General features: G+C 73.3%; 16 protein-coding genes. 7 read left to right on the top strand and 9 right to left on the bottom strand.

Features of this window, described 5'->3' with window-relative positions:
- Positions 1 to 125: 125 nt before the first annotated feature.
- The 3 genes from AB0M46_RS16000 to AB0M46_RS15990 form a co-directional block, all read right to left on the bottom strand.
- Positions 126 to 650, bottom strand: a complete 525-nt coding sequence (locus tag AB0M46_RS16000) for a hypothetical protein (protein WP_363336495.1) — start codon at positions 648 to 650, stop codon at positions 126 to 128.
- Between the two features lie 14 nt (positions 651 to 664).
- Positions 665 to 1,201: a hypothetical protein gene (locus AB0M46_RS15995; protein ID WP_363336493.1), complete on the bottom strand. Its 537-nt coding sequence runs from the start codon at positions 1,199 to 1,201 to the stop codon at positions 665 to 667.
- A 135-nt stretch (positions 1,202 to 1,336) separates the two neighbouring features.
- Positions 1,337 to 2,224 carry an NAD-dependent epimerase/dehydratase family protein gene (locus AB0M46_RS15990; RefSeq protein WP_363336491.1) on the bottom strand — a complete coding sequence of 296 codons (888 nt, stop codon included), beginning with the start codon at positions 2,222 to 2,224 and terminating at the stop codon, positions 1,337 to 1,339.
- A 117-nt stretch (positions 2,225 to 2,341) separates the two neighbouring features.
- Between AB0M46_RS15990 and AB0M46_RS15985 the strand changes: the two genes are divergently transcribed.
- A complete protein-coding gene (locus AB0M46_RS15985) occupies positions 2,342 to 3,034 on the top strand; it encodes a TetR/AcrR family transcriptional regulator (RefSeq protein WP_363336489.1) in 693 nt (230 codons plus the stop codon).
- Here the strand turns inward: AB0M46_RS15985 and AB0M46_RS15980 are convergent.
- Genes AB0M46_RS15980 through AB0M46_RS15960 form a run of 5 tightly spaced genes read right to left on the bottom strand, consistent with a single transcriptional unit; the run spans position 3,031 to position 7,069 of the window.
- The gene (locus tag AB0M46_RS15980; protein WP_363336577.1) at positions 3,031 to 3,204 is read right to left on the bottom strand and encodes an exodeoxyribonuclease VII small subunit; all 174 of its coding nucleotides are present in this window, start codon (positions 3,202 to 3,204) and stop codon (positions 3,031 to 3,033) included. The genes AB0M46_RS15985 and AB0M46_RS15980 overlap by 4 nt on opposite strands.
- 8 nt (positions 3,205 to 3,212) lie before the next feature.
- On the bottom strand, positions 3,213 to 3,974 hold the full coding sequence (locus tag AB0M46_RS15975; RefSeq protein ID WP_363336487.1) for a GNAT family N-acetyltransferase: 762 nt from the start codon (positions 3,972 to 3,974) through the stop codon (positions 3,213 to 3,215).
- The gene (gene xseA / locus AB0M46_RS15970; protein WP_363336486.1) at positions 3,975 to 5,198 is read right to left on the bottom strand and encodes an exodeoxyribonuclease VII large subunit; all 1,224 of its coding nucleotides are present in this window, start codon (positions 5,196 to 5,198) and stop codon (positions 3,975 to 3,977) included.
- A gap of 6 nt (positions 5,199 to 5,204) precedes the next feature.
- Complete coding sequence (locus AB0M46_RS15965; protein WP_363336484.1) at positions 5,205 to 5,846, bottom strand: response regulator transcription factor; 642 nt, start codon at positions 5,844 to 5,846, stop codon at positions 5,205 to 5,207.
- A complete protein-coding gene (locus tag AB0M46_RS15960; RefSeq protein WP_363336482.1) occupies positions 5,834 to 7,069 on the bottom strand; it encodes a sensor domain-containing protein in 1,236 nt (411 codons plus the stop codon). The genes AB0M46_RS15965 and AB0M46_RS15960 overlap by 13 nt, the downstream gene beginning before the upstream one ends.
- Before the next feature lie 114 nt (positions 7,070 to 7,183).
- Between AB0M46_RS15960 and AB0M46_RS15955 the strand changes: the two genes are divergently transcribed.
- From AB0M46_RS15955 to AB0M46_RS15935, 5 genes are all read left to right on the top strand, one after another.
- Positions 7,184 to 7,930 (top strand): ABC transporter ATP-binding protein, encoded by a 747-nt coding sequence (locus AB0M46_RS15955; RefSeq protein WP_363336480.1) that lies wholly within the window; start codon positions 7,184 to 7,186, stop codon positions 7,928 to 7,930.
- The gene (locus tag AB0M46_RS15950) at positions 7,927 to 10,260 is read left to right on the top strand and encodes an ABC transporter permease (protein WP_363336478.1); all 2,334 of its coding nucleotides are present in this window, start codon (positions 7,927 to 7,929) and stop codon (positions 10,258 to 10,260) included. Before AB0M46_RS15955 ends, AB0M46_RS15950 begins: the two co-directional genes overlap by 4 nt.
- A complete protein-coding gene (locus AB0M46_RS15945) occupies positions 10,236 to 11,249 on the top strand; it encodes a 4-hydroxy-3-methylbut-2-enyl diphosphate reductase (protein ID WP_363336476.1) in 1,014 nt (337 codons plus the stop codon). Before AB0M46_RS15950 ends, AB0M46_RS15945 begins: the two co-directional genes overlap by 25 nt.
- 607 nt (positions 11,250 to 11,856) lie before the next feature.
- The gene (locus AB0M46_RS15940; RefSeq protein ID WP_363336475.1) at positions 11,857 to 12,498 is read left to right on the top strand and encodes a hypothetical protein; all 642 of its coding nucleotides are present in this window, start codon (positions 11,857 to 11,859) and stop codon (positions 12,496 to 12,498) included.
- Between the two features lie 97 nt (positions 12,499 to 12,595).
- On the top strand, positions 12,596 to 12,793 hold the full coding sequence (locus AB0M46_RS15935) for a hypothetical protein (RefSeq protein WP_363336473.1): 198 nt from the start codon (positions 12,596 to 12,598) through the stop codon (positions 12,791 to 12,793).
- Positions 12,794 to 12,802: 9 nt separating this feature from the next.
- On the opposite strand, the gene glpX is transcribed toward AB0M46_RS15935, so the two are convergent.
- Entirely contained in the window at positions 12,803 to 13,789 is a 987-nt protein-coding gene (gene glpX, locus AB0M46_RS15930; protein ID WP_363336471.1) for a class II fructose-bisphosphatase, read from the bottom strand.
- A 150-nt stretch (positions 13,790 to 13,939) separates the two neighbouring features.
- Here glpX and AB0M46_RS15925 point away from each other — a divergent pair, with 150 nt between their 5' ends.
- Complete coding sequence (locus tag AB0M46_RS15925; RefSeq protein WP_363336575.1) at positions 13,940 to 14,413, top strand: DUF4245 domain-containing protein; 474 nt, start codon at positions 13,940 to 13,942, stop codon at positions 14,411 to 14,413.
- Positions 14,414 to 14,420 lie beyond the last annotated feature (7 nt).

Genomic DNA, 14,420 nt, shown 5'->3' with positions numbered 1-14,420 from the left:
GCGGGGGCGGGGGGGGGGGCGGGGGGGGGGGGGGGGGGGGGGGGGGGGGGGTGGGGGGGGGGGGGGGGGCCCCCGGGGGGGGGGGGGGGGGGGGGGGGCCGCGGGGGGCCCCCCCCCCCCACGGCTCAGGTGATGAGCGGGGAACCCGTCAGATCGAACACGGCGAACGAGGCGCCGTCGTTGTCGATGTCGTAACGGAGCCAGCCGTCGCCCGACCAGTCGTAGGCCGAGCTGTAGCCGCTGTAGAGCGCCGTGGTGCACTCGAAGTAGCCGCTCCACGACGCGTTGATCTTGGTCGTGACGTCGCAGTTCTTGTCGGTGATGATGGTGTCGGCGGCCACCCCGTTGGGGCGGCGCTCCAGCGTCGTGACGACGTAGAACGCGTCGAACTTGTGGCCGCTGCCGACTGGGAAGTCCGCGTTGGCCCACCACGAGAACTTCAGCGTCGCGTACAGGTACGGGCCGTTGTGCGAGATGCAGGTGTCGCCGTGCACGGTGATGTCGGTCTTCCCCGGCAGGTTGAGGCTCTTCTTGTTCGCGGCGAATGTGCACTTCTCGACGTAGCCGGCGGCCGAGGCCGAGGCCGGCGCCGGGGTGAAGCCGACGAGCAGCAGCAGCGCCGCCAGCGAATACCACACGAGCTTCTTCATTTCGTGTACCCCCGTCAGTACAGCAGCGGCGAGCCGACGAACTGCCGCGGCGTCAGCCAGCCCTTGCCGTCGTTGTCCACGTCCCACTGGGCCCAGCCGTCGCCGGAGTAGTCGAAGGCCGAGCTGTAGCCGGTGTAGACCGGCGTCTTGCACGTGTAGATGCCGGACCACTTGGAGTTGATGGTGCTGGTGATGTTGCAGTCGGTGTGGGTGAAGATGGTGTCGGTGGAGCTCCCGTTCGGGCGCACCTCGAAGTTCGCGCGCACGATGAAGCCGTCGAACTTGTGCCCGCTGCCGACCGGCGGGGCCTGGTCGTTGATCCAGTCCAGGATGACCGAGGCGTAGAGCTGGTTGCCGCTGATGTAGACGCACGGCATGGCGTTGATGTCCAGGTCCGACTTGCCGGGCAGCGAAACCTTCCAGGAGTTGGCCAGGCCGTCATAGCAGCGGCCGCTCCAGCTTGCGGCCATGGCCCCGGTCGGTGCGAGGCCGACGGCCAGGACGCTGGCGATCACCGTGGCGATCGCCAGCAGGGCTCGACGCAGATACATATGTGGACCTTGGGGCTCAGCCCTGGACGGAACCTGTACGAAACCTGCAAGAACCGTCCAAAGAATCGGCTATAAGGCCTGTCGGGGTATAAATCCGAAATGTCGGGCCGAGGAACGAGGCCCGACATTTCGGATTTAGGCCTGCACAGCCGCCCGCAGCGAGTCGTCCAGCGCAGTCGCGGTCAGACCGAACTCCGTAGTCACCCGGGAAGAGTCCATGACGAACGGCAGGACGTGCTGGTAGCGCACCTCCAGGAACTCCTTGGCGATCTTGTCGAAGAGCCCCGCCCCCTGCATCGCCACCTTCGGATACGACCGCAGCCTGGGCGCCCCGAGCCCGGCGATCGACGCCGCCCGGGTCAGCAGCTCCCGGGCCGTCATCGGCGCCACGGAGGGCGTGTGCCAGGCCTTCCCCCACGCCTTGGCCTGCGGCGCCAGCTCCACCAGCGTCCGGGCGGCGTCGCCGACGTACGTGTAGGTGTGCGACACGTCCAGCGCGGCCGGCAGCCAGGCCGTCTTCCCCGACCGCATGGCCGGCAGCGCCAGCCCGAGCAGGGAGTACTGCGAGCCGATCCAGTCCGACGAGCGCACCTCCAGGGTGCGCACGCCCGAGGCCAGCACGTCCTGCCACATCTTGACCCGCACGCGGCCCTTCACGGTGCGGGCGGCCAGCGGCATGTCCTCGGTCATGGGGCGGTCGACCGGGCCGTAGGCGTACAGGTTGCCGATGATCGCGAGCACGGCGTCGTTCGCCTCGGCCGCGCGCAGCATGGCGTCGGCCAGCGGGGGCCAGGCGGTCGGCCACTCGAAGTACTGCGGGTTCGCGCAGTTGTAGATCACGGTCGCGCCCTTGGCGATCCGCTTGAGGGCGGCCCCATCGGCGGCGTCCGCCTTGATCCTGGTGACGCGCGGGTGGTGCGGCCCTCCGCCGCTGCGCGTCACCACGCGGACCTCGTCGCCGGACTCCGCGACGCGCAGCGCGACGGCGGTGCCGACCGCGCCCGAACCGATGACGACCTGCATGATGTTCTCCCCTGCTTCCAATTGAGAGCACCGCTCTCGCAACAGAGCATAGGACGCATGGTGTCGAAAAATCAAGAGCAGTGCTCTCTAAATGGATCGTGTGTCATGATGGGCCGCGTGAAGGCGAACTCGATCCGGGCCCGGGTGCGGGCGGAGATGACCGAAGAGATCAAGGAGATCGCCCGGCGGCACCTCGCCACCGACGGCGCGAACCTGTCGCTGCGGGCCGTCGCCCGGGACCTCGGCGTGGTCAGCTCGGCCATCTACCGGTACTTCGCCAGCCGCGACGAGCTGCTCACCGCCCTGATCCTGGACGCGTACAACGCGCTGGGCGGCTGCGTCGAAGAGGCCGAGGCGGCGGTACCGCGCGAAGCCCACACGGCCCGCTGGCTCGCCGTCGCCAGGGCGGTGCGCGGGTGGGCCCTGGAGCGCCCGCACGAGTACGCCCTCATCTACGGCAGCCCCGTCCCCGGCTACCACGCCCCCGAGGACACCGTCGTCGCCGCCACCCGCGCGGTGCGGGTGCTCGGCCGGGTCCTGCAGGACGCGGCCGACGCCGGCGCGCTGGCCCCGAACGACGACCCGCCCCTGCCGGACGGCTCGGCGGGGGACGTGGGCCGGGTCGCCGAGACCTTCGCCCCCGGCGTGCCGGTCACCACGATGGCCCGCGGGCTGTCCGCCTGGGTCACGCTCTTCGGGCAGGTGAGCTTCGAGAGCTTCGGGCAGATGCGCAACACCGTCGACAACCGCGCCGAGTTCTTCGAGCACCAGATGCGGGCGCAGGCCCGCTACATGGGGCTACAAGGCTAGGCCTCCGGCGGGCTCAGCCGGGCCCGGGCCGCGTCGAGCCAGCGCTGGCAGATCGCGGCCAGCTCCTCGCCGCGCTCCCACAGCGCCAGCGACTGCTCCAGCGTCGAGCCGCCGGACTCCAGCCGCTCGACCACGGTGGCCAGCTCGGCCCGGGCCTCCTCGTACGTCATCGCGTCGCTCACAGGGCCCCCTCGTACGACAGGAACAGGACGGAGTCGGTGCGGCGGTAGCCCACGCGCGCGTAGACCCGCTCCTGGGGCTCGCCGCCCGGGGTCAGGTAGACCAGCGTCGCCCCGGCCGCGAACGCCGCCCGCGTCAGGTGCAGCGTGATCGCCGCGCCGAGGCCCCGCCGCTCGTACTTCGGGCGCACCCCGATCCCCGCCACCTCGGAGATCCCGTCGCGCACGGCGATCGCCATGCCGCCGCCGGCCGTCTCGCCCGAGGCGATCTCGCGGGCCATCACCTGGATCTGTCCCTGGGCGGCCTTGGCCCAGTTGGCCGCCACGTGCTCCGGGCCCGGCGCCGGCTCGCCGAAGGCCTCGTACTGGGCCGTCAGCAGCGCCGCGACGTCGGCCTCGGTCTGCGGCGCGACCAGCTCGAACCCGGCCGGCAGCGGCGCGTCGCGGTCCTCGCCGGGCGGGCACTGCATGAGCGGCAGCCGGTCGGCGACGACGAACCCGGCGGCCAGCAGCGCCGGCTCGACGGCCGGGGCGAGGCCGGGCAGGTACTCCAGCCGCGGCGCCCGCCCGCGGGAGGTGAACGCCTCGACCAGCGCGGCGGCGTCGGCCGGCGTCGGCTCGGCGCCCGGGTCGGGGATGGCGTAGTTGACGTACACGTTGGAGTCGTGCGCGGTGATCGTCACCGTGAACGGCCCGGCGCGCACGACCTCGCGGCCGCTGGACGCGCTGGCCAGCATGTACTCCTGCAGGCGGCGGGACATCTATTCCTCCACGGTCGCGATGAGCTCGCCCTCGGCGAGGCGGATGCGCAGCCGGTCCTCGGCGGACACCTCGGCCGGGTTGCGCACCACTGCCCCGTCCGGGCGCTGCACGATCGCGTAGCCGCGCTGCAGCGTGGCCGACGGCGACAGGGTGCGCAGGCGGGCGAGCGTGTGCTCGAGCTCGGTGCCGGCCCGGTCGAGCCGGTGCCGCAGGGTGCGGGCGGCGCGGTCGCGCAGCGCGGCCACGTCGGCCTGGCGCTGCTCGACCATGGTCAGCGGCCGGGCGATCGACGGCCGGGAGCGCAGCGCGTCGAGCCGGTGCTGCTCCCGGTCGAGCAGGCCGCGCAGGGCCCGGTCGAGGCGCTGCTTGGCGTGGGCGATCAGGCGCAGCTCGTCGCCCAGGTCGGGCACCACCCGCTTGGCCGCGTCGGTCGGGGTGGAGGCGCGCACGTCGGCGACGAAGTCGACCAGCGGCACGTCGGTCTCGTGCCCGACGGCCGACACGACCGGCGTGCGGCAGGCGAACACCGCCCGGCACAGCGCCTCGTCGGAGAAGGGCAGCAGGTCCTCGACCGATCCGCCGCCCCGGGCCAGCACGATGACGTCGACCGTCTCGTCGCGGTCCAGCACCGCGAGGGCGTCGATGATCTGCGGTACCGCGGAAGGACCTTGCACCGCCACGTTGATCACCCGGAAGTCGACCGAGGGCCACCGCCGCCGCGCGTTCATGAGCACGTCGCGCTCCGCGGCGCTGGCCCGGCCGGTGACGAGCCCGACGCGGCGCGGCAGGAACGGCAGGCGCCGCTTGCGCTCCCGGGCGAACAGCCCCTCGGCCTGCAGCAGCTTCTTGAGCTGCTCCAGGCGGGCCAGCAGCTCGCCCAGTCCGACCTGGCGGATCTCGTCGGCCCGCAGGCTCAGCGACCCGCGGGCGGCGTAGAACTCGGGCCGGGCGTGCACCACGATCCGGGCCCCGTCGGTGAGCTGCGGCGCGCCGAGGTCGAGCACGTCGCGGTTGGTGGTCACGCTGAGGCTGAGGTCGGCCGACGGATCGCGCAGCGTGATGAAGACCGTGTTGGTGCCGGGCCGCCGCACGATCTGGGTGACCTGTCCGTCGATCCAGATCCAGCCCAGCCGCCCGATCCACTGCCCGATCTTCTGGCTGACCACGCGAACCGGCCAAGGCTTGTCGCTCGTCGACTTGTCGCCCCCGAGGTCGGTCACCATGACACCCTAGTCACGCAAGTAGGCCAGCACCGCGCGAACCCGCCGGTGCATGTCGTCGTCCGGGGGCAGGTCGAGCTTGGCCAGCAGCCCGTTGATGTGCTTGGCCACCGCCGCCTCGCTCACCACCAGGGCGCGGGCGATCGCCGCGTTGGAGCGGCCCTCGGCCATCAGGCCGAGCACCTCGCGCTCCCGCGGGGTGAGCCGGGCCAGCGGGTCGCGGCGGCGGCCGAGCAGCTGGGCCACCACGTCCGGGTCGACGACGGTGTGGCCGGCGGCGACCCGCGCGACCGCGTCGGCGAAGTCGGCCACGTCGCCGATGCGGTCCTTGAGCAGGTAGCCGACGCCCGCGCGGCGGCCCGACTCGAGCAGTTCGGCGGCGTAGGTCTGCTCGATGTACTGGCTCAGCACCAGCACCGGCAGCGCGGGGTCCTCGACCCGCAGTGCGATCGCGGCCTGCAGCCCCTCGTCGCTGAAGCCGGGCGGCATCCGCACGTCGGTCACGACCAGGTCGGGCCGGTGCTCGCGCACGGCGGCCACGAGCGCGGGCGCGTCGCCGACGGCGGCGACCACCTCGTGGCCGAAGCGGCCCAGCAGGCCCGCGATGCCCTCCCGGATCAGCACCCCGTCTTCCGCGATCACGACCCGCAAGGCAACTCCACGTGCACCACCGTAGGCCCACCGGCCGGGCTGGCCAGCGCCACGGTCCCGCCCGCGGCGGCCACCCGGTCGGCCAGGCCGGACAAACCGGTGCCGCGGGCCGGGTCGGCGCCGCCCCGGCCGTCGTCGCGCACCTGCACCGTGAGCCGGCCGCCGCCGAGCGAGGCGACCACCCGGGCCCGGTTCGCGCCGCTGTGCTTGGCCACGTTGGCCAGCGCCTCGACGACCACGAAGTACGCGCACGCCTCGACCGCCCCGGGCAGCCGGGTCGGCAGCGCCACCTCGACGTCGACCGGCAGCGGGGCCCGGTCAGCGGCCTCGCGCAGGGCGGCGTGCAGCCCGCGGTCGGCGAGGATCTTCGGGTGTACGCCGCGGATGAGCTCCCGCAGCTCGGCGAGCGCCTCCTTGGCCAGCTCGTGGGCGCGGCCCACCGGCTCGGACCCCGGCGCGCCCGGGGGCAGCTCCAGGCGGGCCAGGCCGAGCTGCATCGACAGGGCCAGGAGCCGCTGCTGGGCGCCGTCGTGCAGGTCGCGCTCGATGCGCCGGCGCTCCACCTCGAACGCGTCGACCAGCCGGGCCCGCGACCGGGCCACCTCGGTCAGCCGCGGGTCGAACTCCATCCGCGGGCCGAGCACCGCGACGGTGATCGCCGCGCGGGCCGCCGCCCAGGCGCTGAGCGGATAGAGCAGCACGACCCCGAGGGCCACGCCGAACACCGAGCCGGTGAGGACCAGCAGCATCGGGGAGTCGTGGATGTACAGCGGCCCGCACGCCAGCGCCGAGACGACCCACGCCCACAGCCCCACCACGAGGCCGTCGAGCCAGCACAGGGCGGTCGTCATGAGCATCGTGTAGCCCAGCTCGCGCCAGGTGGCCGGCTCGCCCAGCCGGGTCGTCACCCAGGCCCGCAGGCCGGGCCGCTCGGGCGCCCGGTGCGGGTCGGTGAGCCGGACGTCGTCGACCAGCCGCAGCCGGCGCCGTTCGACGCGGGCCACCGCCACGCCGGACAGCGCGGCGGCGACGAACCCGGCCAGCCCGATGACGACCAGGCTCAGCGCGGCGCCGGCGAGCAGGAGGCCGAGCAGTACCGCGCCGGCGACCACGCCGACCAGGCCCCCCGTGGTCAGGTAGGCCAGCGACCGCCACGGCCACCAGGAGGTCAGGAACCTGCCGGGCGGCAGCCGCAGCGCCTCCATGACGGATCGGGGCTGCATGCTGCGACGGTACCGGTGGGGCGGGGCCGCGCGCGGTAGTGCTGGCGTTACCCGCAAGCCTCACCGCCGCGCGACTGTGCCGGGGCCCTCGACCCGGTTCGATCGGAGGGCGTGATGACGACACTGCAGACGCACCAGGCGGTCGAGCTCTGGTCGGTGACCCGCCGCTACGGCTCCGACGAGCACGCGGTCACCGCCCTCGACGACATCTCCGTGCGGTTCTCCCCGGCCAGCTTCTCCGCGGTCATGGGCCCGTCCGGCTCCGGCAAGTCGACCCTGCTGCACTGCGCGGCCGGGCTCGACCGGGTCGACGACGGCCGGGTGCTCATCGACGGCGTGGACCTCACCCCGCTGAGCGAGAAGGCGCTGACCCGGCTGCGCCGCGACCGGGTCGGCTTCGTCTTCCAGTCCTTCAACCTGGTCGCGGCGCTCAGCGCCGAGCAGAACGTGGAGCTGCCGCTGCGCCTGGCCGGCCGGCGGGCCGCGCCCGGGCAGGTCCGCGCGGTGCTGGCCGAGGTCGGGCTGGCCGATCGGGCCCGGCACCGGCCGGGGGAGCTCTCCGGCGGCCAGCAGCAGCGGGTGGCGATCGCCCGCGCCCTGGTCAGCGAGCCCGCGGTGCTCTTCGCCGACGAGCCGACCGGCGCCCTGGACAACGCCGCTTCGCGGGAGGTGCTGCGGCTGCTGCGCGCCGCGGTCGACCGGCACGCGCAGACGGTGGTCATGGTGACCCACGACCCGCTGGCCGCCGCGCACGCCGACCGGGTGCTGTTCCTGGCCGACGGGCGCATCGTCGACGAGCTGCGCGAGCCCTCCGGGGCCGAGGCGATCGCGGCCCGCATGGCCCGCCTGGAGTCCCGATGAGCCTTTCGATGCTGCGGTACCGCTGGGGCTCCTTCCTCGGCACCTTCGTCGCGCTGCTCGTGGGCGTCGCGGTCGTGGCCGGCAGCCTGTCGCTGTGGGCCTCGGCGCGGCCCCGCGTGCCGGCCGAGCTCTCGGGGGCCGGGGTGCTCGTCGCCGCGCCGCGGTACGACCCGCCGGACGGGGGCTTCCCGACCCACCGCCCGTGGTCGGCCGAGGAGGTCGACGGGCTGGTCGCGAGGCTCGCCGCCGTGCCCGGGGTGGCCGCGGCGGTGCCGGACCGGCCCTTCTACGTGCAGCGGCTGGTGGGCGGCCGGCCCGCCGGGGACGCCACCGGCTCCCTGCACGCCGGGCGCGGGTGGGGGTCGGCCGGGCTCACGACGTACACCTTCGGGAGCGGAAAGGCGCCGGAGAAGCCCGGCGAGGTCGTGGTCGACGCCGCCCTCGGGCTGCCGGTGGGTGCGGCGCTGCCCGTGCTCACCGCGGCCGGCCCGGCGACGTGGACCGTGACCGGCACGATCGACCGGCCGGGGTACTACGTCGACGAGGCCACCGCGCGCGGGCTGGCCGGCGGGGTGAAGTACATCGGCCTGCGCCTGGACCCGGGCGCCCGCCCGGACGACGTGGCGGCCCGGCTGCCCGCCCTGCTCGACGGCCTCGGCACCGCGCTCACCGGCGACGCGCGGGCCGCGGCCGAGCCCGAGGGCGACCGGAGCACCCGCTGGATCGGCGCCCAGCTGATCATCGCCACCGTGCTCGTCGGCGCCTTCGTGGCGATCTTCGTGGTCGCCTCCACCTGCGCGTTCTCCGTCGCCCAGCGCCGCCGCGAGCTGGCCCTGCTGCGCGCGGTCGGGGCGACGCCGGGCCAGGTCCGTCGGATGCTGCTGGCCGAGGTCGCGCTGGTCGCGCTCGGCGCCGGCATCCCGGGCGCGCTGCTCGGCGCGGCGCTGGCCCCACTGCTGGCCGGCCCGTTCGTGGCCGTGGGCCTGGAGCCGACCGGTTTCCGGGTGGGCTTCACCTGGTGGGCACCGCTGACCGCGCTGGCCGTGGGACTGGTCGTGGGCGTGCTCGGAGTGTGGCTCTCGGCCCGCCGGGCCTCGCGGGTGCGGCCCTTGGACGCGCTGCGGGTCGCCGCCGCCGAGCCGCGCCCGATGACGCTGTCGCGCTGGGTGGCCGGGTCTGCGCTGCTGCTCTGCGGTGGCGGCCTGGCGCTGCTCCTGCCCGGCTCCAGCGCCGAGCAGAAGCCCACCGTCGTGCTGGGTTCCGCGATGGTACTGCTGGTTGCCGCGGCCCTGCTGGCCCCCGTCGTCGTGGTGCCGGTCGTGCGGGTGGTGACCTGGCCGGCCCGCAGGGGCCCGACCGGCCTGCTGCTGCGCGAGGGGGCGCGGGTCTCCGCCCGCCGGGTGGCCTCGACCGCCGCGCCCGTGCTGGCCGCGGTCGGCTTCGCGGTGCTGCTCGTCGGCACCTTCCAGACCGCGGACGAGGCGGTCGGCATCGAGGACACGGCCAAGATCCCGGAGTCGGCGGTGGCCGCGCGGGCCGAGCACGCGCCCGGCCTGTCCGAGGCCGCGGTCCGCGCCCAGCCCGGCCGGTCGGACCTGGTCAGCACCGTGTACCTGGAGTCCGGCGAGCCACTCGACGCCACCGGCACCGAGGTTGCGGGCCTGGTCGCCCCGGCGTCGCTGGGCTGGACGGCCGGCCGGTCGGTGCCGCTGCGCTTCGCCGACGGTTCGGTGCTCCCGGTGACCGTCGCTTCGGTCTCCGCTTCTTCCCTGACTCTGCAGCTCCCCCGCGACCTGCTGCGCGCCCACGACCCGGCCGCCCTCACGGATGTCGTCTACCTCTCCGGCGACTTCGTCCCGGCGCCCGGCGCCGAGCGGATGACGGCCCGGGCGTATGTCGAGCGCAAGGCCGCCAAGGAGGGCGACCTCATCGACCTGTTCCTGGCCGTGCTGCTGGGCATCTCCGTCGGGTACACGGCGCTGGCCGTGGCCAACACGCTGCTCATGGCCACGCACGCGCGGCGGCCGGAGTTCCTGACCCTGCACCGGGCCAGCGCCACCCGCGCCCAGGCCGCACGGGTCGTGGTGAGCGAGGCGCTGCTCAGCGTGCTCATCGGGGCGCTGCTCGGCCTGGCCGTGGCGGTCCCCGCGCTCTTCGAGAGCCGGGCCGGCCTGCAGGACGAGATCGGCGCCCCTGTGACGCTGGTCATGCCGTGGGTCACCCTGGCTTCGATCGTGGGCGTGTGCGCGCTGCTGGCCGCCCTGGGCTCGGTCCTGCCGCTGCTGCGGACCGGAAGGGGGGCGCGGTGGGCACGTACGATGGCGGGGTGACTGCTTCGAAGCGCGTCCTGCTCGCCAAGCCCCGCGGTTACTGCGCCGGTGTGGACCGGGCGGTCCAGACCGTGGAAGAGGCGCTGAACCTGTACGGCGCGCCGATCTACGTGCGCAAGGAGATCGTGCACAACAAGCACGTGGTCAGCACCCTGCAGGCCAAGGGCGCGATCTTCGTCGAGGAGAACGAAGAGGTCCCCGAGGGCGCGATCGTGGTCTTCTCCGCGCACGGCGTCGCCCCGGAGGTCCACGAGCAGGCCAAGGGCCGCAACCTGCGCGCGATCGACGCCACCTGCCCCCTGGTCACGAAGGTCCACCAGGAGGCCCGCCGCTTCGCCGCCGACGACTACGACATCCTGCTCATCGGCCACGAGGGCCACGAGGAGGTCATCGGCACGACGGGCGAGGCCCCGGCGCACATCCAGCTCGTCGACGGCCCGGACGGCGTGGACAAGGTGACGGTCCGCGACCCCTCCAAGGTGGTCTGGCTGTCGCAGACGACGCTCTCGGTCGACGAGACCCTGGAGACGGTGGCCCGGCTGAAGCACCGCCTGCCGCTGCTCATGTCCCCGCCGAGCGACGACATCTGCTACGCCACCTCCAACCGCCAGGACGCCGTGAAGGCCATGGCCCCGAACTGCGACCTGGTCCTGGTGGTGGGCTCGCAGAACTCCTCCAACTCCCAGCGCCTGCGCGAGGTCGCCGTCGACGCCGGCGCCTCGGCCGGCTACCTGATCGACTACGCCTCCGAGATCCAGGACTCCTGGCTCGAGGGCGCAACGACCGTGGGCGTGACCTCCGGCGCTTCCGTGCCCGAGGAACTGGTCATGGAGGTCCTGGACTTCCTGGCGGCGCGCGACTTCACGGACGTGGCCGAGATCACCACGGCGCAGGAGAAGCTCGTGTTCTCGCTGCCGCAGGAGCTGAAGCGGGACATGAAGGCCCAGGCTGCGGCCCGGGCCGCCGAGGTCGCCAAGACCCTGGGCTGACCGCTGCCCCCTCCGCCCGCGGCACCGGCGCGGCTGCCCTTTTTCTGCCGCGCCGCACTGCGGGCCTTGCTCCCTCCGCCCGCGGCACCGGCGCGGCCGCCCCTTCCTGCCGCACCACACCGCGGGCGTTTGCTCCCTCCACCCGCGGGGCCGCCCCTTCTCTGCCGCACCACACCGCGGGCCTTGCCCCCTCCACCCGCGGCACCCGCGCGGCCGCCCCTTCCTGCCGCACCACACCGCGGGCCGTCCCTCCGCCCTGCGGGCGTCTGAGCACCCCTCGGCTACGCGGGCGTTCTTACTCTCACACCCGGGCCGAGGCCGGCGCGTCCCAGTTCAAGGCGCGTCCGGCGCCGGCGGTCCATTGGGATAGCAGTTGTCCAATGCCGGACTTCGGGGGCCTTGAAGGAAACGGCATCCTGACATGCGTGGCATTGCCGAACGACGACGGCAATGCATTGGGTGCCGCATATTGCCGGCCACCGTTGCGCGTGTTGCCGCACCGACAGGCCTGCGCGGCAATGGTGCGGATGCGCCACGACGCTTCGAGACGGGGCCGGGCCGCAGGACGCCGTTCGCCTCGTGCGACGCGGGATCACCGTCATGCGCCATGCTGCCACTCGCGCGATCTCCAACCTGCTCAGGCTGCACGACCAGCGGCGGCGAAGACGGCGCGGACGGCGGCAAAGGCGACGTGACCAGCGGCGGAAAAGACGGCGAAGACGGCGGCGAAGACGGCGTGACCAGCGGCGGCAAAGGCAGCGCGGACGGCGGCAAAGGCAGCGTGACCAGCGGCGGCGAAGACGGCGCGGTCTGCGACGGCGCGGGCGGCGCGGTCTGCGACGGCGCGGGCGGCGCGGTCTGCGACGGCGCGGGCGGCGCGGTCTGCGACGGCGCGGGCGGCGCCGGTTCGCGCATCGAGCCGTCCCGCTGTTCACCGACCGGTGGCGGGGTGTCACCGCGCACGCGACGCAGCCGCTCGGCGTGCCGCCTGACCAATCCCCAGGATCGATGCCTCGCATGGTCCTGGCGAAACTGCTCCATCGCCGGAGAATACCGACGCGACCTGGTTCTATCGCGCATGGCAGCCAATTCCGCCCTGGTGAACAATTGGAGCTGCCCCATGCATCTCACTATCCCAGAATCCAGCCGAAATCACGGCCCCGAACAGCAACGCACAATGGCAAATGGCGCAAACAGAACCCCGGCAGCACCGATGCGGGCCACCCGAGAAACGCGCCAGGGCGGATAATCGGGCATGGACGAGTGCGCGGTACGAGAACGTCAAGGGGGCTCCCGCCCCGCTGGTGGCCGTCCAGCTTTGACTGTGTGAGCGCGGGATCGACTGGATGCCGTTCGAGGGCCACCATGTCCGCATCCAGCTGGCCTGCGGGCCCGGGCATGACGGGCGCTGGCACGGGTGGTATCGGGTCGAGATCGCGGCCGACGTGCTCCGGCCGCTCGGGCTCCACCCCAGTCAGGCCGCGGCGGCCCTCACCAACCCGGGGGTTCCCAAGTGGTGGAAGGCCGCCGCCGTGCGCGGGTAGCTGGGCGGGTTAAGAGAAGTCGACCAATGAGTAGGCGCGCAGCTTCTCCAGCCGGTGGAAGGAGTCGATCCAGCGGATCGTGCCCGAGCGCGAGCGCATCACGATGGACTGCGTGTAGGCGCCGCCCGAGCGGTAGCGCACGCCCTTGAGCAGGTCGCCGCTGGTCACGCCGGTCGCGCAGAAGAACATGTTGTCGCCGCTCACCAGGTCGTCCGTGTCCAGGACGCGGGACAGGTCGTGGCCCGCGGCGAGGGCCTTGTCGCGCTCCGCCTCGTCGCGCGGCCACAGCTTGGCCTGGATGGCGCCGCCCATGCACTTGAGCGCGACGGCGGCGATGATGCCCTCCGGGGTGCCGCCGATGCCCATGAGCACGTCGGTCTCGCTGTTGTCGCGGGCCGCGCTGATGGCGCCGGCGATGTCGCCGTCGGAGATGAAGCGGATGCGGGCGCCGGTCTGGCGCACCTCGTGGACGAGGTCCTGGTGGCGGGGGCGGTCGAGGATGCAGACGGTCAGCTCGGAGACGCTCGAGCGTTTCACCTTGGCGATGCGGCGCAGGTTCTCCTCCACGCCGGCCTCGATGTCGACCACGTCGGCGCAGTCCGGGCCGACGGCCAGCTTCTGCATGTAGAAGACGGCCGACGGGTCGAACATCGCCCCGCGCTCGGCCACCGCGAGCACGGCCAGGGCGTTGGGCATGCCCTTGCTCATCAGCGTGGTCCCGTCCACCGGGTCGACCGCCACGTCGACCTCGGGGCCGGTGCCGTCGCCCACGCTCTCGCCGTTGTAGAGCATCGGGGCGTTGTCCTTCTCGCCCTCGCCGATCACCACCGTGCCGCGCATCGGCAGGGAATTGATCAGCAGGCGCATCGCGTCCACGGCCGCGCCGTCGCCGCCGTTCTTGTCGCCCCGCCCGACCCAGCGGCCCGCGGTCAGGGCGGCCGCCTCCGTGACCCGCACCAGGTCCAGGGCCAGGTTCCGGTCCATCTCACCACTCATCGTTGTGCACTCCTCGCGCGTCCTTGCGTGGGTGTGTTTTCTGCGACCAATCCTGACAGGCATCGAGGGTGCGGCGCCTGTCAAGATGGGAGCGTGGCAACTCCGACACAGCAATCACCCCGCGAGACGAGGGCGCGGCGCCCGCGCGACATGGCGCTGTCGATGTTGGTCCTGATCGTGCCGGTGTTCCTGGTGGTCGGGCTCTACCGCTTCCTCGGGCACGAGACGCCGCCGCCGCTGGACACGGAGGAGGTCTACGGGTCGGTGCAGCGCGCCGGGCAGTTCGAGGCCCTCAAGCCGGAGCAGTTGCCGAGCGGCTGGCGGATCGTCTCGCTCACCCACACCGACGGCGTGCTGCGCATCGGGATCACCGCGCCCGGCGATGGTGCCATGCAGGTGGCCGAGAGCGCCAAGCCGAGGGCCGAGCTGGTGCCCGCCATCCTCGGCAAGGACTCCCAGGCCGCCGGCGAGGTCACGGTCAACGGATCGCAGTGGGAGCGCTGGACCCCGGGCCGCCCGGGCGAGCGCGCGATCCTGCAGACGACCGGCTCCCGCACGGTGATCGTCTTCGGCCAGGGCAAGGACGAGCAGCTGCGCCAACTGGCCGAAAGCCTCAAGGCGTAGACAGGCC

The sequence above is a fragment of the Dactylosporangium sp. NPDC051485 genome, from assembly GCF_040682015.1.
Classification (GTDB): Bacteria; Actinomycetota; Actinomycetes; order Mycobacteriales; family Micromonosporaceae; genus Dactylosporangium.
This window is presented reverse-complemented; position numbering and strand designations above follow the sequence as displayed.